A 17113-nucleotide genomic window follows, 5' to 3' on the forward strand; every position below is an offset into this window, starting at 1 on the left:
AATGATGGCGCAGTTACAAAAATTGCGCGGCGCAGCATAAACCGCGCCGCGCGCAAAAGCACCTTCGGGTGTCACTCAAACAACTTCATCACATCGTCATACAGCGCCTGCGCAATGCGCACGCCATCGCGCTCGCTGCGCTCGCGCGCCTCGAAGCGCCGCTGCGACGGCAAGCGCGCGCCCTGCCCGACCACCGCCGCAAACAACCGCTCGGCCCGTTCATGCCCCGCCGCGTAGTCCGCGCCCAGGAACCGGCGCGGATCAATCGCAATCACCAGTTCGCCATGACACGGCGCCGCTCCCGCGCCATCGTCGAACGCCTGCGACTCCATGCTCGTGAGATCGCCGATCAGCGCGCCTGCCAGCAGCTCCACCATGGCCGCCAGCGCCGAGCCCTTGTGGCCGCCGAACGTCTGCATTGCGCCCTCCAGCGCGGCGCGCGCGTCGGTGGTCGGCTTGCCTTCGCTGTCGATTGCCCAATGGTCGGGAATGGGCTTGCCCTCGCGCGCATGCAGTTCGATGTCGCCGCGCGCGATCGCGCTGGTCGCGAAGTCGAACACGAACGGATGCCCATGCTCGCGCGGCCACGCAAACGCAATCGGATTGGTGCCGAACACGCCGCGCGTGCCGCCGGCCGGCGCGACCCAGCTATGGCTCGGGTTCATCGCAAGACCGACCAGGCCATGCGCAGCAACGGCTTCCACCTCCGGCCATAGCGCCGAAAAATGGAAGCAGCGATTGATGGCCATCGCCGCGATGCCTTGCGTGCGGGCTTTTTCCGCGAGCACCGGCAAGCCCCGCTCGAAGGCGAGCAGCGAAAAGCCGTAATGCGCATCCACGGCGAGCACGCCCGGCGACACGTTACGCAAGGTGGGCTCCGCACCCGGATCGACCTTGCCGCTGCGCACGGAGCGCACGCAGCCGAGCAAACGGTAGATGCCATGCGAATGGCACTCGTCGCGCTGGCCCTGGGTGATGACGTGCGCGATCGCTTCCGCGTGCGCGAGCGACAGGCCATGATGGATGAGCGCCTTGCGCGCCAATGCAAATAGTTCGTCGAGCGACAGCGTGACGCCCGGATTTTGATTAGTCATCCTTATGCACCTCGCGATCGATCACGCCGTCCACGCGCCGCGTGAGCCCGAGCGGATTGGCTGCGCGCAGCGCTGCGGGCAGCAAGGCGTCAGGCAGATCCTGATACGAAACCGGGCGCAGGAAGCGCTCGATGGCGCGGCTACCCACCGAAGTCGTGCGCGCATCCGTGGTTGCCGGGAACGGGCCGCCGTGCACCATCGCATGACCGACTTCCACGCCCGTGCCGAAACCGTTCACGAGAATTCGGCCCGCCTTGCGCTCGAGCGTTGGCAACAGGGCGCGGCACGCTGCGTGGTCGGCGGCGTCCAGATGCACGGCCACCGTCAATTGACCTTCCAGCGCCTTGAGCACGCCATGCAGCTCGTTCAGATCCTTGCAGCGCACGATCAGCGACACCGGGCCAAACACTTCGTCGCGCAGTTCGGGCTGGCAAAGGAACGCATCAGCCGTGGTCGCGAAGAGCGCCGCCTGAGCGTCGAAACGCCCGCCTGCCGCGCCGCTTGCAAGCCGCTCCACGCTGGGGTTCGCCGCGAGACGCTCGACGCCCTTGCAGTAGTTCGCGTGAATGCCGGGCGTGAGCATCGTCGCTGCGCTCGTATTCGCAAGCGCCGCGCTCGCGGCCTGCTCGAAGGCGTGCAGGGGCTCGCCTTGCACGGCGAGCACCAGGCCCGGATTGGTGCAGAACTGGCCCGCACCCTGAGTGAGCGAAACCGTGAACGGCTGCGCGATCGCCGCGCCGCGCGCGGCCAGCGCGCCCGGCAACAGCACCACCGGATTGATCGCGCTCATTTCCGCATAGACAGGAATCGGCTCGGGACGCGCGTTCGCAATCTTCATGAGCGCCACGCCCGCTGCGCGCGATCCCGTGAAGCCCACCGCCTTGATGCGGTGATCGGCGACCAGCGCCTGGCCAACGGCGATTCCGCTGTCGAACAGCATCGAGGACACGCCTTCGGGCAGACCGCATCGTTGCACGGCGCGCTGGATCGCGCGCCCGACGAGTTCAGATGTGCCCGGATGCGCGCCATGCGCCTTCACGATCACGGGGCAGCCGGCCGCCAGCGCCGATGCCGTATCGCCGCCCGCCACCGAAAACGCCAGCGGGAAATTCGATGCGCCGAACACCGCCACGGGCCCGAGCGCGATATTGCGCAGCCGCAGGTCCACGCGCGGCAGGGGCTTGCGCTCGGGCTGCGCCGGATCGATGCGCGCATCGACGCAATCGCCATTGCGCAGCACCGCCGCAAAGAGCCGGAGCTGCGTGACCGTGCGCCCGCGCTCGCCTTCGAGGCGTGCGCGCGGCAAGCCGGTTTCGGCCATGCAGCGTTCGATCAGCACATCGCCGATCGCATTGATCTGCTCTCCTATCGTTTCGAGAAAAGCCGCGCGCGCTTCCAGATCCGTATCGCGGTACGTGTCGAAAGCGGCTTCCGCAAGCGCGCATGCGCGCTCCAGATCATGCTGGGTCGCGCCGCCGAATGCGGGTTCGAGCGCTTCGCCCGTGCGGGCGTCGATGCCGTGAAATGCGCCGTTCGTGCCTGGCACGCTTGCCGCGCCGATCAGCGACTGGCCGGTGATAGTCATAATGCCCCTGCAAAAATGCAAACCGGGCCAGTAAGGCCCGATTTCAAAACGGATGGAAAGATCGCGTTCAAGAACGCCAGGCTTCAGAGTCCCACGTCAGGCAGTTGCGGACGGGTCGCGAGCGCCTTCTCCATCACGGCCTTCACGTGCGCGAGCGCTTCGCCTTCCAGCGCGAGGCGCGGCGCGCGCGTGAGCGCGCTGCCGCGGCCCACGAGCTCTTCGCACAGCTTGATGCACTGCACGAGGTCGGGGCGCGCATCGAGGTGCAGCAGCGGCATGAACCAGCGGTAGAGCGCGAGCGCTTCGTCGAAGCGCTTTTGCTTCGCGAGGCGGAACAGCGTCTCGCCTTCCTTCGGGAACACGTTCGACATGCCCGAGACCCAGCCCTCGGCGCCTACGGCGATGCTCTCGACCACCACGTCGTCGAGGCCCGCGAACAGCACGAAGCGGTCGCCCACGGCATTGCGCAGGTCGATGAAGCGGCTCGTGTCGCCCGACGAGTCCTTGAAGCAGACGATGTTCTCGCAATCCTGAATGGCGATCAGCACATCGGGCGTGACGTCGTTCTTGTAGATCGGCGGGTTGTTGTAGACCATCACCGGCAGGTCGGTGCTCGACGCGACCGCGCGGAAGTGCGCGGCCGTCTCGTGCGGCTTGGCCGAGTACACGAGCGCCGGCATCACCATCACGCCGTCCACGCCCACGCGCTGCGCTTCGCGCACGGTCTGGCGCGCGAACTCGGTGGTGAACTCGGCCACGCCCGCGATCACCGGCACCTTGCCGCCCGCCGCATCGCGCGCGGCTTCGATCACGGCCAGCTTCTCGCTGGTGTTCAGCGAAGTGTTCTCGCCCACGGTGCCGCACACCACGAGGCCCGACACGCCGTCCTTGACGAGGTTGCTCACCACCCGGTGGGTCGCTTCGATGTCGACCGAGAAGTCCGGCTTGAACTGGGTGCTGACGGCGGGAAACACCCCGCTCCATTGGATAGCGTTACGGCTCACGGTGACAATCTCCTTCGGTGAATGGGTCCGCCAACATGGTGTGGCGATGGGAGAAGTATCGCTATCCGGCGTGCGTAAATCTTGAGAGCTTTCGCGACTCAAAAAGACGAAATCGGCACAGTCGGGCGCGCGGGCGCCTGCCTGTGCCGTTTTATCCGGGACAACCCCTGGAGATCCGCGCGCGAAGCCGCCGGCGTGGCTTTCGCGCTCAGGCGTCGCCGGTTTGCGGATGCAGCAACGCGCGGTATTGGCTCGGCGTGAGCCCCACCGTGGCCTTGAATTGCCGCGTGAACGCGCTGTGATCGTTATAGCCGCAGCGCGTGGCCACGTCGGTGATGCTGAGGTCGCCGGCGAGCAGTTCGGAGGCCGCGTCCAGCCGCGTCTTCAGCAGCATCTGGCGCGGCGTCAGATGGAAGATCTTGTGGAAATAGCGCTCGATCTGCGCAACCGACATGTCGATGAGCGTGGCCAGGTGCGAGAGCTTGAGCGGCTGCGCATAGTTGTCCTGGATGTACTTCGCGGCGACGGCAAGACGTTGATACGCGGGATGCGTGCCTTCCGCGGCCTGCAGGTCGCGCGAGATGCCGGCCACGCCCAGCACGCGCCCTTGCGCGTCCTGCAGCGGCACCTTCGAGGTCAGGCACCAGCCGGGCTGGCGCCCCGGATACAGATGCAGTTCGAGCTGGTCGATGAGCCGGCTGTTCAGGCGCACGACGGCCTGGTCCTGTTCGGTGTAGATGCGGCCGAAGCGCCTTGGAAAGACCTCCTCCGCGGTTTTGCCGAGCAGCGCGCGCTTGTCCTTGAAGCCGCAGCGCGCCGCAAGCGTGAGGTTGGCGATCACATAGCGCGCCTCGTGGTCCTTCACGAAGAAGACCACATCGGGCATGGCGTCGAAGAGTGGTTCGAGCAGGGAGAAGTGCGCCACCATCTGTGGCAGCGTCGTGTTTTCCAGGGCGGCGGGCAGAACCAGTGCGGACATTGCGCGGCGTATCGAGTCGGGACCCGCTCGATTATGCCCTTGCCTTGCGGGCTTGGGCATCCGCGACAAAAATCGGCGGCGAACGTTTCGCGCCGCCCGTTGGCCGTGCCGACGCAGGGGTCCGGCGTTATGCCTCGCCGCTCACTTCGAGCAAGGTGCCGATGCGCGCCGGCGAAAACGGCGGGCGCTGGCCGTTCTGTCCAGTGCGCGGCCAGCCGAAGCAAAAGGCCGCCGCTTCGCCGCAGATCTTGCCCTGGCAAGGCCCCATGCCGCAGCGCGTCTGAAGCTTGGCGTCGCGCCATGAGCGATGCCGGGCGGCATCGCCGTAGCGCACGTCTTCGCAGCGGCACAGCACCGTGTCGGGTTCGGCAAGCGTGCGCAATTGCGGATCGAGCGCGAAAGCCGCATGCATGCGCGCAGCAAAGCGCCGATAGCGCGCGCGTTGCGCGAACAGCGCCCGCGCCTGATCGACTTCGCCAAGCGCCGCGTGCGCCGCAATGCGGCCTTCCACTGCCGCCAGCTCCATGCCGCCCACGCCCGTGCATTCGCCCGCCGCGTAGACATCGGGCTGCGACGTGGTCTGCATGTCATCCACGGCAATCGCGGCCATGCCCAGCGTTTCGTCGATCCTGCACCCGAGCGCCGCGCCCACCAGCGTATTCGGCACCAGTCCATAAGCGCAGGCGAGACGTTCGCAATCGATGCGGATCTCCTCGCGGCCCTTGCGAATGCGCACGTGCGTGAGTTGCGTCTCGCCGCCCGCCGCCGCCACATGCGCGCCGCACAGGTACGGCGTGGCGCGCAGATCGAAGCGCATGCGCGCCGCCTGCACGAGCTTCGCGGGCGTCGCCACGAGCCCGGCCGCGAATTGGCGCACGGCATCGGGCGGCGCCTGCTCGACGATGGCCGCCACCTGTGCGCCATGCTCGCGCGCCGTGACGGCGGCGGCCCACAACAGCGGCCCGGTCCCCGCGATCACGATGTGTTCGCCGCGCACCGGCATGCCGCCCTTCACGAGCGCCTGGAGGCCGCCGGCACCCGTCACGCCCGGCAGCGTCCAGCCTGGATACGGCAGGAAGCGTTCGCGCGCGCCCGTCGCCACGATGAGCTTGCCGTAGTCGACCGTAAAGCCGCGCGCGGCATCTTCGAGCAGCAATTGCCGCGCGCCCGTGGCCTGCACGACGCGCGTGCCGCCCATGCGCGAGACGTTGGAAAGCTTCGCGAGCGCCTCGATGGCCTCGCGCGCGCGGCCCGCCGGCGGATGCGCGGGGCCCTGACGCCAGATCTGGCCGCCGGGCAACGCGTTGTCGTCGACGATGCCGACCTGCGCGCCCGCATGCGCCGCCACGCGCGCAGCGTTCAATCCCGCCGGGCCCGCGCCGATAATCAGGATGTCGAACTTCATGCGGCAGCCCTCCCCGTGACCACTTCCATGCCTTCCGCGCAGAGCGTCTGGCACGCGAGCCGATGCTGCACGCCATCGATCGTCACGCGGCACTCCTGGCATACGCCCATGCCGCACAGCGGCCCGCGCAGCGCACCGCTCACGGAGCGGCGCGTAATCACGGCTGCATCTCCCGTGCAACCCTTGTGCATTCCCGCCGCAAGCGCCACGGCCGCTACGACCGAACTGCCTCGTGCGACGCTGACGCGTTGGCCATCGACGTTGAGCGTGATCGTCTCAGCCATGCGCGGCTCCTGTCGTTGCAGCCTGCGTCGCGGCATTTGCACCGAAGCGTGCCGGCAAATACGGCGTGGCGTCGATCCTCGACATCTCCGGCATGCCGAACATCTGCGCGGCGATCAGTTTGGCGGTAGCCAGCGCCGTGGTCACGCCCAAGCCTTCGTGCCCAGTTGCGAGCCATGTCGAGGGATAGTGCGTGTCGCCGGAAAATTGCGCAGCCGGGCCGATGAGCGGCAGGCCGTCGCGGGTCGCGGGCCGCAAGCCCGTCCACGCGCGAATCGCGTTGAGCGACGGCAGCTCCGGCAAATACTCGGCTGCGCGGCGCAGCATGCGCGCGAGGATGGCGGGCTCCACGGCGGCATCGAGGCTGTCGAACTGGCGCGACGAGCCGATCAGCAATTGCCCCGTGGGACGCGGCTGCACGTTGAACGCCACCGAGGTGCCGGTCGCGTTGTGCGCGCTCTTGATGTAGCCGAGTTCGAGAATCTGGTGGCGCACCGTTCCCGGGTAACGGTCCGTGATGAGCAGATGTCCCTTCTTTGCCTGCATCGGCAGGCCGGGCAGCAGATCGACGGCTTGCAGGCCGTTGGCGATCAGCACCGCGCCGGCCGCAAGCGTCTCGCCGTCGGCCAGCACCACGCCCGCGCGGTCCACGCGCGCGACGCTCGCGCCCAGCCGGCACGCGACGCGCCCTTTCACCGGCTGCGCGAGCAGCCAGGCGGCAACCGCCGGCGCGTAGACCACGGCATCGTCGGGAATCACCATGCCGCCTTGCAAATCCTTGCGCAATGCGGGCTCCGCTTCGCGCACCTGCTGCGCGTCGAGCATCGAGCACGCCACGCCCTGACTGGCGAGCGCCTGCTGGCGCGCTTGCGCGAGTGCGTATTCTTCATCGTCGGCGGCGACCCACAGCGTGCCGCAACGCACGAACGCCTCGCGCGCAGTGAGGCGCGGCGCGAGATCGAGCCACAGCTCGCGCGACCATGCGGAAAGCGCGAACTCCGCGGGCGAATCGTCCATCACCACGAGGTGCCCCATGCCCGCAGCCGTCACGCCGCTGCCCACGCCCGCGCGATCGAGCACGAGCACATCGGCGCCCTGCTGCGCAAGCTCGTGCGCGCACGCTGCGCCCACGATACCCGCGCCCACCACGATCACATCGGGACAGGAACCCATCGGCTTCGTCACGCGCGAATGCCCCACGCGAAGGGATCGTCGTCGCCGAAAATCAGCCTGGCTTCCGCGCTGATGTGCGCCGTGCCGCGAATGCTCGGACGCACGTAGCCGGGCGCGAGATCCGCGGCGTTTTCGTACTGCGCCTCGAACACGCTGCCCACGATGCTCTCCTGGCGCCAGTGCGCGCCCGGCGCGAGCACGCCGTCGGCGGCGAGGCACGCAATCTTCGCGCTCGTGCCGGTGCCGCACGGCGAGCGGTCGTAGGCCTTGCCGGGGCACAGCACGAAATTGCGGCTATCGATGCCGGCCTGATCGGAGTGCGCGAACAGCTCGATGTGGTCGATCTGCGCGCCCCCCTCGCCCGTGATGCCATTGGCTTCGAGCGCCTGGCGGATGGCCCACGAGACTTCCGTGAGCGCTTCGACATTAGCGAACTCGAGTTGCTGGCCGTGATCGGAGACGAGGAAGAACCAGTTGCCGCCCCACGCGATGTCGCCATGGATGCGGCCGAGGCCGGGCACGTCGAGCGGCACGCCCTGGCGGTAGCGCCAGGCGGGCACATTGCGCACCGTCACGCTGCGATCCGTGTGCAATTCGGCCTCGACCACACCCACGGGCGTCTCGATGCGATGCACGCCCGGCGCGATGCGCCCCAGATGCGCCAGCGAAACGACCAGGCCAATCGTGCCGTGCCCGCACATGCCGAGAAAGCCCACGTTGTTGAAGAAGATCACGCCCGCCGAACAGCTGGGATCGTGCGGTTCGCAGAGCAGCGCACCGACCATCACGTCCGAGCCGCGCGGCTCATTGACGATGCCGGCGCGCATGTGGTCGAAGTCGCGGCGGAAAATTTCGAGCCGCTCCTTGAGCGGGCCGCGGCCCAGCTCGGGGCCGCCTTCGGTCACGAGCCGCGTAGGCTCGCCGCCGGTATGGGAGTCGATTACGGTGAGGGCTTTCATGGCGACAATCGTAGGTCTCGCCCGCGTGTCCGTCTTGCTCGAACGGCGCAATGGCAATGACGATTTCGGCATAGCGCACCTGACGCCCTGCCCAATACAGCCCGCGACGAGTCAGCCCGCGCCCCTCAAACCCCTGCGCCGCCCTGGGCGCGGGCGCCGCGTGCGAATAGCTGGCGCAGCCACGCCTCGCCGTTGACGATCAAAAGGCCCGTGAGCACGAGCGCCGAGCCCGCGAGAAACGCCGCATCCACATGCTCGCGCAGCAGCACCACACCCATCGCCACGCCGAACAGCGGCGTCATGAACGAGAGCACGCCAAGACGCGCCGCAAAATAGCGGCGCAGCAGCCAGAACCACGTCAGGTAGCTCACGAAGGCCACGGCGACGGCCTGGAACGCGAGGCTCGCGAGCGCGAGCGGCGCGCTATGAAGCGTGGTCTGGCCGGTGGCGAAGGCGACCGGCAACAGCAGGAAGGCGCACGCGAGCTGATAGAAGAGCGTCTGGGTGGGGGGCGCCTCGCTCAGGCGCGTGGTGCGCACGACGATCGTGGTCATGCCCCACGCCGCGCCGCCGCACAGCGCCATGAAGTCGCCGAGCAGCCAGTCGGGGCCTGCCGTCGCGTTTCTCGAGCCCCCGCCCAGCAGCGTTGGCCCGAGAAACGCGACGGCGATGCCCGCGAACGCAAGGCCGATGCCGCCCCATTGAAGACCGGCGAGGCGTTCATCGGGCAGCTTCAGATGCAGCCCGATCGCGGCGAACATGGGCGCGGTGTAGAGCAGCACGGCCACGTGCGAGGCGTGGGTCCAGCGCAGCGCCTCGGCAACGAACAGGAATTCGAGCGCGAACAGCATGCCCACCGCGAATCCCGAGCGCAGCGCGACGCCGGGCACCCAGCGCTCACGCGTCACGAAGCGGTTGTACAGCCACACGAGCACGGCAGCGATGCCCGAGCGCACGCTCACTTGCATCATGGGCGCGATGTCGCCGGCCACCGCCTTGATGGCCACCTGCTGAAAGCCCCAGACCAGGCACAGCGTCACCATGATGGCCATTGCCGTGCCATCCACATGCTTTCTCATTGCCGAACCGCCGAGTTTCGTTCTTGGTCGACGTAGTATTCCCGCGTCATGATCAAGTCATATAGCGTAAAACTGACAACCGATAGCGGCAGACCGCCAGCGCCACAACTGTGCGCTTCCGCATACATTCGAACAGCATGGCGCGTCTGACTGACTAGAATGTTGGAGTAAAGCCAGGCGATAAAGACGGTCGGTCCGGACGCAACGATTCCGGTGGCGTGACGTTTTCATTCTTTCAAAGGAGGCATGTCCATGACGTGCCTGAACGAAAGGATTGTTGGCGCGGTGTGCCTCCTGCTGAGCGGGTACGCGCTCGCGGACGGCACGCTCGCCGGCCCGCCCGAGGAGATCACGGTCGCCAGCATCGCACCGTTGCCCATGGAAGTCATGACTTCCATCCCGGCGCCGCAGAGCTGGCTGCATCGCTACGAATTCCAGTATCAGGCAGAGCAGCGCGCGCCCTTCGACGCGCAGTTGCCGGACTTCTACAGCGTGAAGATCGACCATGATTTCCGGCTCGGCGGCGAGAGCGCCAGTCTGGCGCCAGGGGCGGCGCAGCCGCAGCAGTCATCCGCGTATCTCCAGATGGGCCGTTCGACCGCGCCCGCGCTCGCGCTCACCGAAGTCCCGAACGCCACGTTGTCGATCGGCGCGCAACCGCAGCGGCGGCTGTCGCTGACCGTCAACGACTGGGTGTTCTCGGGCACCGCGCGCCTCGCGATCCTGCATTCGCGCAGCACCGGCGCAACGCTGACGGTACGGCACGGTTTTTGAGTATGGGCGCTCAAAAATCGATCTTCGCGTTCAGGCTCACCGTGCGCGGGTCGCCCGGCGCGATGTAGTTGTCGTACTGGAACATCCAGTACCGCCGGTTCGTGAGGTTGTCGATGGCCGCGCGCAGCGTCACGTCGTGGCCGCCGATGCGCGTCATATAGTTCGCCCCAACGTCCACGATCATGTAGCCGCCCGTCTCCAGGTTGCCGGCCGGACGCACTTCCGTGTTGCCCGTGTACTTGGCGTCGGCGCCCAGGCGCAGGCCCGGCACGAATGGCACGTCGTAGCTCACGCGCGCCGCCGCGACGAACTGCGGTGCGCCGGCCACGCGATTGCCGTTGTACTGCTGCCCCTTCGCATACCACGTGTCGAGCAGCATGAGATCGCCCGCCACCTCCCAGCTACGACCGAGACGCACGCTGCCGCCCGCCTCGATGCCCTCGTAGATCGAATTGCCGTCCTGCGTGAGCACGTTCTGGGCGTTCGCGTAACTCGCGCCGCGCTCGATGCGGAACAACGCCGCGTTCGCGCTCCAGCGCGCATGCTCGCTCTTGATGCCCATCTCGTACTGGCGCGAGCGCAGCGGCTTCAGCACCGATCCGCCATTTGCATAGATATCCGAAACAACTTGCCCAGGCTCCAGCGATTCCACATAGCTCGCGTAGAGCGTGGTTTGCGGTTCAAGCTTGTACATGAGCGCGAAGGTCGGCGTAATCACGCCGTTCTGCCCATACGATGCAGTCGTCGCACCCGATTCGGCGAAGGACTCCTGATCGTAATTCGTGTAGCGCACGCCCGCGAGCAGCGACCAGCTGCGGGTCAGATCGACGGTGTCGCTCAAGAACAGCGACTTCTGATTGATCTCGCTGGCGCGGTATCTTTGCAGGCCGCTGCCCGAGTAATAGCGGAACGGATTGGGCTCGTAGAGATTGCCCTCGCCCAGCGTCCGGATGACCGTGCCCGCCGCTGTGCCATAGTCGTTGGTCTGATGCTGGAGCGCCGCGCCCAACACCAGATGATGCGTGAGCGGCCCGGTCCTCACGTTGCCTTCGAACGCGCCCTGCCAGTAGATGTCCTGGTGGCCTTCGTCGCCGTTCCAGCGGCTATCGGTGTAGTTGCCCGCCTGGTCGAGCAGCGTGAGCGTGCTTTCGTTGCGGTCCCGCGCCGACTTGCTATAGCTCGCCGAGGTATTGAAGGTCCAGTCGGGTGCGATCTGGTATTTGATGCCGGCCGTGTAGAGCTGCAGGTTGGTGTTCAGATGCTGGTCAGTTCCCGCGAGCCAGTTGGTGCCGCCGCTGACGGTCGCGGGCAGGCTCGAAGCCGTGTAGCTGCCCGTGTAGATGGCCGGCGTCTGGCCGCTCGAACGGCTTTGCTGATAGATCGCGTTGAAATAGACCTGCAGGTCGCGCGTGAGCTGCCCGTCAAGAGCGAGCGCCAGCGAGTTGCGGTTGATGTCGCCTGCGTTGTAAGTCTTGCCCGCTTCGTGCGTGTAGTTGATGCGCGCGCCGAACCTGCCGTCGGGGCCGAAGCGGCGGCTCAAATCGACGTGCTGGGTAAGCACGCCGTCCATGCGATAGCCGAGGTCGAAGCTCGTGACCGGGTCCTGGCCCGGCCTCTTTGTGACGTAATTGACCATGCCGCCCGGCTGCGCAAAGCCGTACATGAAACCGCCGAGCCCCTTGAGCAGCTCGACGCGCTCGAGATTCTCGTAGGGCATGGTGATGCCGTACGAAATGAACGGATTGCCGTCGATGCGAAAGCCGTTCTGCCAGTCGATCGGCAGGCCGCGAATCGTGATGTAGGTGGCCCACGCACTATAGGCATTGCTGTTGTCGGTGACCGATGCATCGCCAGCGAACACGTCGCCGAGCTTGTTCGCCTGGCGGTCGGCGAGATCTTCGCCCGTGACCACCGTGGTCGAGAACGGGGTATCGAGCTGCGAGCGCGTGCCGAGCGCGCCATTCGACACCGGCGTGTCCAGATGCAGCGGCGAGTCGGCCACGGCGGCGGCGCTCACCTTCACGGCAGGCAGCGACTGTTCGGTGATGGACGGCGCGGCGCCTGCGGCTGCCCCATCGGGTGTCGCGACGCGTGGGGCGGCCCCATCAGGTATCGCGACGTTCGCGCCGCTTGCGGCATGCGGCCGCCCGGCGGCGCCCCCGTCCGCGGCGGATTGGGCGAAAGCGGACTGGGCCGCGGCGGCAAACGTCAGCCAGGCGGCAATCCGCACTGGGCGGTGGAGCCTGCGTCCCGTACGGCGCGTGGTTCGTTGGTTGTTCATATCGGCCAGAGTTGGAGAGCCTTCTGCGCCGGAATATTCCGAAACACAAATGCGACTCATTCTCATTACATATCGGCCGGGATATTAGCAAAGCCTTTTGTCTTTTGAAAGCCTCTGGTGGAAATTCGTCAGGATGCGCGACGCAGGTCGAGTGCGCGCTCGCGGAACCGGCGGTTTAATGCCCGTTTAAGACTGCGTCCGCATAGTTTTCGGCGACTCCCTTGGGGAGTTGCATGAGTCTTTCGTGTTGATTCGAGCACTATCGATCGAAGGAGGTACGAAAATGCGATTACGTTCGTATTTGGCGTTGGGAGCGCTGGCGCTCGCCCCGATGCTTGCTCAGGCCGGCGAGGGGGGCGCGTCGATGGACGGGCAGCACGCCGCGCGGCCGATGTTCGTCAACGTCAACGGCCAGGCGGTGCCGGTGAAGGCCGAAACCCACGTCGTCCAGACGGCCATGGGCCCGATGAAGGTCAGTACGTGGAGCTGGCGCAGCCCCGGCGGGAGCGCCAGCTACGAAATGCAGACGAGCACGGGCGGCGCGCCGTCCGCCGCCGCGCTGCGGCAGATGCAGGCCGCCCAAGCGCAAATGGTGGCGATGCAGCAGCAAATGATGGCCATGCAACAGCAAATGATGGTGCTCCAGCATGCCGCCTTCGCTGATGGATTCGCGATGCCGGCGCCACGGAACGTGGTTTTTGCGGTGCCGTTGTGGGCCATGCCGGACCCTGTGGTGATCGTGGAGCCGGCGCAGCGAGTGCCGGCGCCTGCTGTGGCGCCGCAGAATCCGCTGCCGACCGCGCCGGCAAGGTCGCCGGGGATCAGAGCGTAGGGAAGCGTTTTCGGCCACCTGTCTGCCAGGTCGTGTTTATGAAGCCGCCGGCGTTTGCCGGCGGCGTTGTTTCTCGCGGGAGAAAACTTGCGCGCCCCGCATAGCCCCCTCACGACCCCGCCCCGCTCTCTTCCCTGCACAACCGCCACCCACGCGCGCGCGCGCCCGTTGCCTGCGCCTCGCTCGCCGCTTCTCTCCACCAGCGCTCGCCACGCCGCGGCTCCACGAGATCGAGCCGCTCGCCCATGCGCGGCGTGGCCAGCGCCACGCCGCGCGCGAGCGACAGGCCCGTCACGCGCTCGAAAGGCTCCTGCCAGTGATGCATCGCCAGATCGAAGGTGCCGTTGTGGATCGGCACGAGCCAGCGGCCGCGCAAGTCGAGGTGCGCCTGCACCGTTTCCTCGGGCTGCATATGCACATGGGGCCACTGCGCATCGTAAGCGCCGGTCTCGATCAGCGTGACGTCGAACGGCCCGAGGCGCTCGCCAATCTCGCGAAAGCCGTCGAAGTAACCCGTATCGCCGCTGAAGAACACCCGCAGATCGGCATCGGCGATCACCCACGAGGCCCATAGCGTGCTATCGCCGTCGAACAGGCTGCGCCCGGAGAAGTGCTGCGCGGGCGTGGCCGTGAATGTGATGCCCATCACTTCCGCGCTTTGCCACCAGTCGAGTTGGCGCACCTTGGCCGCGTCGATACCCCACTCGATCAGCCGCTCGCCCACGCCCAGCGGCGTGAGAAACAGGCCCGTGCGAGCGTCCAGCGCGAGCACGGTCTCGCGGTCGAGGTGGTCGTAATGATCGTGCGAAAGAATCACGCCGCGCAGCGGCGGCAAATCGGCAAGCGCAATGGGCGGCGCGTGGAAGCGCTTCGGGCCCATGCGCTTGAACGGCGAGGCGCGCTCGCCGAACACCGGGTCGGTGAGCCAGTATTCGCCGCGCAACTTCAAAAGCAGCGTCGAATGGCCGAGCCGGTACAGGCTGCGCTCGGGCGCGGCATCGAGATCCGCCCGGCTCAGCGCGTCGACGGGCAGCACGCCAGCCGGCCCCGTGCCCCGCGGCTTCCTGAACAACACGTTCCACGCGATGCGAAGCGTCTTCGCAAAGCCTTCCTGCGGACGCGGGCGCACGTTGCGAAAGCGCGTGCCGTCGTGCTGCGGCGAGCCGTCCGAGACGACGCGCGAGCGCCGCGCCGCAGCGAGTCCGAAGGTTCGGCCAAGGAAATCAGGGATCGATGCCATGGAGTGTTTCCGCAAAGTAGACTCATCAGTGTAGTTTATTTTCTGGATAAGTAAACTGCACGGTGTAAAAGAGGTTGCCTGCGTCAGGCCAGCGAATTTTTGATAGCATCGGGATAGCGGTTACAGACCTTTAAACACCTTTCCCGATTAAATGATCGACGCTCGCCAGCTCAGATACTTCACCGCCGTGGTCGAGGAATTGCATTTCGCGCGCGCGGCGGATCGCCTCGACATCGCGCAATCGGCGCTGAGCGCCCAGATTCAGCGTCTCGAGCAAGACCTCGGCGTGCGCCTGCTGAACCGCAACAAGCGCCAGCCCGTCACGCTCACCGATGCCGGGCGGCTGTTCCATGCCGAAGCCGTGGCGGCCTTACGGCATATCGAACGCGCCGATCAGATCGGCCGACTGGCGGCCCGCGGCCTGGCCGGCATCGTGCGGATCGGCTACGTGGCGTCGGGCGTGTCCAGCGGCGCGCTCTCCGCGATGCTGCGCGACTTCCGTCTATCGCATCCGAACGTGCGCGTCGACGTCGTGCCCATGGAAACGCCGCGCCAGTTCGAAGCGCTCGATGGCGGCGAAATCGATATCGGCATCGCGCGGCCGAGGCGCCAATATCCGCCCGGCATCGTGGCCACGATCGTCCATACCGAGCGCCTCATGGTTGCGATGGCCGACACGCACCCGCTGGCGACGCGCCGCAAGCTGATGGCGCGCGACCTGAAGGACCAGAGCTTCATTTCGCCTCAATTCGACGAGGACGAAGGATTCGGCGAGGTGCTGTCCGCATTGGGCGCCGCCGGCGGTTTCTCGGCTTTTCTCGACTATCGCGTGCGCGACTTCATCTCCGGGCTCAGCCTCGCGTCGGCCGGCTATGGCGTCGCCGTGGTGCCCGAATCGATGTCCCATTTCACGCAGCCGGGCCTCTGCTACAAGCCCATTGCCGATTTCGAACATCCCGTTCACCTCGCGCTGGCGAGCCGGCGGCGGGAACTCTCCCCCGCCGTGCGCGCGTTCGTCAGCGCATCGCTCGCGCGCCCAGGCGACGAGCCAGCCTGAGCGCGCGCCGCGTTACGGCAGCAGCACCGCCGATCCGATGGTCTTGCGCGGTTCGGCGCAGATTTCAATGCGCATCGACACGCGCGAGATCGCGCGCATAGCTGCGTTTGCCGATGAAAAATGCCGTGGCCGAAATCACGCTGACGAACGGCATGTACTGCAAGGCGCCATGCAAGCCGATGCGGTCCGCGAAGAAGCCGGTGAAGTACGGCCCCGGCGCGGTGCCGAGCAGGTTGTAGGTGATTGCCAGCAGCGCGAAAGCCGATGCGTGAATGGCGCGCGGCGTGAGATTCGCCACCATGGCGCCACCCGGGCCATTGGTTCCCGACGTGATGAACATCGCCACGCCGATCAGCACGAGTTGCAGTGCGCCCGGCGCGAGACGGAACGCAATTGCGAGCAGCGCGAACACCGTGAGGCAATAGAGGAACGCCGCGTCCCACTTGCGCGCCGGCCGCGTTTTGCTGATCCGGTCGGCGATCAGGCCGCATGCGATCATGCCGACGCCCGAGAGCATCACGAACCCGGCTGCCGTCAGCGCGGCCCGGCCCGTTGCCATCCCGTAGTAGCGGTTCAGATAGCTCGGCATCCACGCCCATAGCGACGCCGTGCAGAACAACTGCAAGCCGCTGCCTAGATACGCGCAAACGAGCGAGCGTGACGATGCAATGCCGCCGATCAGGCTGCGCAACGTCGCCCGCGCGCCCAATGCCGCCGGTGCGCCACCTGGGTTCCCCGACTGGTAGCGCGATACCCGCCCTTCGGTCACGACGGCGCGGAACACGATCACCAGCACCATGCCGAAGATCCCCATCGAGGCAAACGACCACGGCCATCCCAGATGGGCCGCGATCGCGCCACCGCACGCGAGCCCCAGCACCGAGCCGAACGACGCGCCCGCCGTGAAGGCCGCGAAGAGAACGGCGCGCATGGAGACGGGAAAGACGCTCAACAGGAGCGCGGGCGCCACCGCACCGTAAGCCGCCTCGCCGATGCCGACCAGCGCGCGCGCAGCGAGCATTTCGCCATAGTTCGTGGAGACGGCGCAGCCCAGCGTGGCGAGGCTCCACAGGGCCGCCATGATGAAGATGCTCTTGACATGCCCCCAGCGCGCGGCCAGCAGTGAAAGCGGCAGCGTGAGCGTGCCCACCAGCAGCGCCACCACGCTGTTGAGCGAGCCGAGCTGCGTGTCCGACAACTGCCACGCCGCCTTGATCAGCGGGAACACGGCCGTGAGCACCTGCCTCGACATGTAGTCGGACATCACCAGGCCCAGGGTCAGCGCAAACACGACCCACGGATACAGCGGCTGCTTTGCTCGTCCGGCAGCGGCGATCTTCTGCCCGGCCTCCATGTCCTGCATCTTCAT

General features: G+C 66.8%; 15 protein-coding genes. 3 read left to right on the plus strand and 12 right to left on the minus strand.

Annotated features, from left to right (window positions below):
* Positions 1-71: 71 nt before the first annotated feature.
* From P5W99_RS33795 to P5W99_RS33835, 9 genes are all read right to left on the minus strand, one after another.
* Positions 72-1094 (minus strand): Ldh family oxidoreductase, encoded by a 1023-nt coding sequence (locus P5W99_RS33795; protein ID WP_421028159.1) that lies wholly within the window; start codon positions 1092-1094, stop codon positions 72-74.
* Positions 1087-2679 (minus strand): aldehyde dehydrogenase (NADP(+)), encoded by a 1593-nt coding sequence (locus P5W99_RS33800; protein ID WP_434665659.1) that lies wholly within the window; start codon positions 2677-2679, stop codon positions 1087-1089. The genes P5W99_RS33795 and P5W99_RS33800 overlap by 8 nt, the downstream gene beginning before the upstream one ends.
* 83 nt (positions 2680-2762) lie before the next feature.
* Positions 2763-3683: a dihydrodipicolinate synthase family protein gene (locus P5W99_RS33805; RefSeq protein ID WP_175195211.1), complete on the minus strand. Its 921-nt coding sequence runs from the start codon at positions 3681-3683 to the stop codon at positions 2763-2765.
* Positions 3684-3891: 208 nt separating this feature from the next.
* Positions 3892-4662 carry an AraC family transcriptional regulator gene (locus P5W99_RS33810; protein WP_421028161.1) on the minus strand — a complete coding sequence of 257 codons (771 nt, stop codon included), beginning with the start codon at positions 4660-4662 and terminating at the stop codon, positions 3892-3894.
* Between the two features lie 127 nt (positions 4663-4789).
* Positions 4790-6067, minus strand: coding sequence for an FAD-dependent oxidoreductase (locus P5W99_RS33815; RefSeq protein ID WP_434665663.1), 1278 nt, complete (start codon positions 6065-6067; stop codon positions 4790-4792).
* On the minus strand, positions 6064-6351 hold the full coding sequence (locus P5W99_RS33820) for a 2Fe-2S iron-sulfur cluster-binding protein (protein WP_434665666.1): 288 nt from the start codon (positions 6349-6351) through the stop codon (positions 6064-6066). The genes P5W99_RS33815 and P5W99_RS33820 overlap by 4 nt, the downstream gene beginning before the upstream one ends.
* Positions 6344-7522, minus strand: coding sequence for an NAD(P)/FAD-dependent oxidoreductase (locus P5W99_RS33825; RefSeq protein WP_421028756.1), 1179 nt, complete (start codon positions 7520-7522; stop codon positions 6344-6346). Before P5W99_RS33825 ends, P5W99_RS33820 begins: the two co-directional genes overlap by 8 nt.
* An 8-nt stretch (positions 7523-7530) precedes the next feature.
* The gene (locus tag P5W99_RS33830; RefSeq protein ID WP_421028164.1) at positions 7531-8481 is read right to left on the minus strand and encodes a 4-hydroxyproline epimerase; all 951 of its coding nucleotides are present in this window, start codon (positions 8479-8481) and stop codon (positions 7531-7533) included.
* Between the two features lie 125 nt (positions 8482-8606).
* Positions 8607-9560 carry a DMT family transporter gene (locus P5W99_RS33835; protein ID WP_421028165.1) on the minus strand — a complete coding sequence of 318 codons (954 nt, stop codon included), beginning with the start codon at positions 9558-9560 and terminating at the stop codon, positions 8607-8609.
* Between the two features lie 252 nt (positions 9561-9812).
* Between P5W99_RS33835 and P5W99_RS33840 the strand changes: the two genes are divergently transcribed.
* Positions 9813-10334, plus strand: a complete 522-nt coding sequence (locus P5W99_RS33840; protein ID WP_421028166.1) for a hypothetical protein — start codon at positions 9813-9815, stop codon at positions 10332-10334.
* 10 nt (positions 10335-10344) lie between these two features.
* Here P5W99_RS33840 and P5W99_RS33845 read toward each other — a convergent pair whose 3' ends face one another.
* Positions 10345-12615 carry a TonB-dependent siderophore receptor gene (locus P5W99_RS33845; RefSeq protein WP_434665671.1) on the minus strand — a complete coding sequence of 757 codons (2271 nt, stop codon included), beginning with the start codon at positions 12613-12615 and terminating at the stop codon, positions 10345-10347.
* A 283-nt stretch (positions 12616-12898) separates the two neighbouring features.
* Between P5W99_RS33845 and P5W99_RS33850 the strand changes: the two genes are divergently transcribed.
* Positions 12899-13447, plus strand: coding sequence for a hypothetical protein (locus P5W99_RS33850; protein ID WP_421028168.1), 549 nt, complete (start codon positions 12899-12901; stop codon positions 13445-13447).
* A 109-nt stretch (positions 13448-13556) separates the two neighbouring features.
* On the opposite strand, the gene P5W99_RS33855 is transcribed toward P5W99_RS33850, so the two are convergent.
* Positions 13557-14687 (minus strand): MBL fold metallo-hydrolase, encoded by a 1131-nt coding sequence (locus P5W99_RS33855; RefSeq protein WP_421028169.1) that lies wholly within the window; start codon positions 14685-14687, stop codon positions 13557-13559.
* Positions 14688-14838: 151 nt separating this feature from the next.
* On the opposite strand from P5W99_RS33855, the gene P5W99_RS33860 reads away from it, so the two are divergent.
* Positions 14839-15744: a LysR family transcriptional regulator gene (locus P5W99_RS33860; RefSeq protein WP_421028170.1), complete on the plus strand. Its 906-nt coding sequence runs from the start codon at positions 14839-14841 to the stop codon at positions 15742-15744.
* A gap of 64 nt (positions 15745-15808) precedes the next feature.
* Here the strand turns inward: P5W99_RS33860 and P5W99_RS33865 are convergent, their stop codons facing one another.
* Positions 15809-17113, minus strand: a complete 1305-nt coding sequence (locus tag P5W99_RS33865) for an MFS transporter (protein WP_421028171.1) — start codon at positions 17111-17113, stop codon at positions 15809-15811.

This window comes from Paraburkholderia sp. A3BS-1L (genome assembly GCF_051125215.1).
GTDB lineage: Bacteria > Pseudomonadota > Gammaproteobacteria > Burkholderiales > Burkholderiaceae > Paraburkholderia.

Bases quoted from the DNA above. Each gene is read 5' to 3' on its own strand.
- P5W99_RS33795 (WP_421028159.1), bottom strand. From the start codon at position 1,094: ATGACTAATCAAAATCCGGGCGTCACGCTGTCGCTCGACGAACTATTT.
- P5W99_RS33800 (WP_434665659.1), bottom strand. From the start codon at position 2,679: ATGACTATCACCGGCCAGTCGCTGATCGGCGCGGCAAGCGTGCCAGGC.
- P5W99_RS33810 (WP_421028161.1), bottom strand. From the start codon at position 4,662: ATGTCCGCACTGGTTCTGCCCGCCGCCCTGGAAAACACGACGCTGCCA.
- P5W99_RS33815 (WP_434665663.1), bottom strand. From the start codon at position 6,067: ATGAAGTTCGACATCCTGATTATCGGCGCGGGCCCGGCGGGATTGAAC.
- P5W99_RS33820 (WP_434665666.1), bottom strand. From the start codon at position 6,351: ATGGCTGAGACGATCACGCTCAACGTCGATGGCCAACGCGTCAGCGTC.
- P5W99_RS33825 (WP_421028756.1), bottom strand. From the start codon at position 7,522: ATGGGTTCCTGTCCCGATGTGATCGTGGTGGGCGCGGGTATCGTGGGC.
- P5W99_RS33830 (WP_421028164.1), bottom strand. From the start codon at position 8,481: ATGAAAGCCCTCACCGTAATCGACTCCCATACCGGCGGCGAGCCTACG.
- P5W99_RS33835 (WP_421028165.1), bottom strand. From the start codon at position 9,560: ATGAGAAAGCATGTGGATGGCACGGCAATGGCCATCATGGTGACGCTG.
- P5W99_RS33840 (WP_421028166.1), top strand. From the start codon at position 9,813: ATGACGTGCCTGAACGAAAGGATTGTTGGCGCGGTGTGCCTCCTGCTG.
- P5W99_RS33845 (WP_434665671.1), bottom strand. From the start codon at position 12,615: ATGAACAACCAACGAACCACGCGCCGTACGGGACGCAGGCTCCACCGC.
- P5W99_RS33850 (WP_421028168.1), top strand. From the start codon at position 12,899: ATGCGATTACGTTCGTATTTGGCGTTGGGAGCGCTGGCGCTCGCCCCG.
- P5W99_RS33855 (WP_421028169.1), bottom strand. From the start codon at position 14,687: ATGGCATCGATCCCTGATTTCCTTGGCCGAACCTTCGGACTCGCTGCG.
- P5W99_RS33860 (WP_421028170.1), top strand. From the start codon at position 14,839: ATGATCGACGCTCGCCAGCTCAGATACTTCACCGCCGTGGTCGAGGAA.
- P5W99_RS33865 (WP_421028171.1), bottom strand. From the start codon at position 17,113: ATGAAGATGCAGGACATGGAGGCCGGGCAGAAGATCGCCGCTGCCGGA.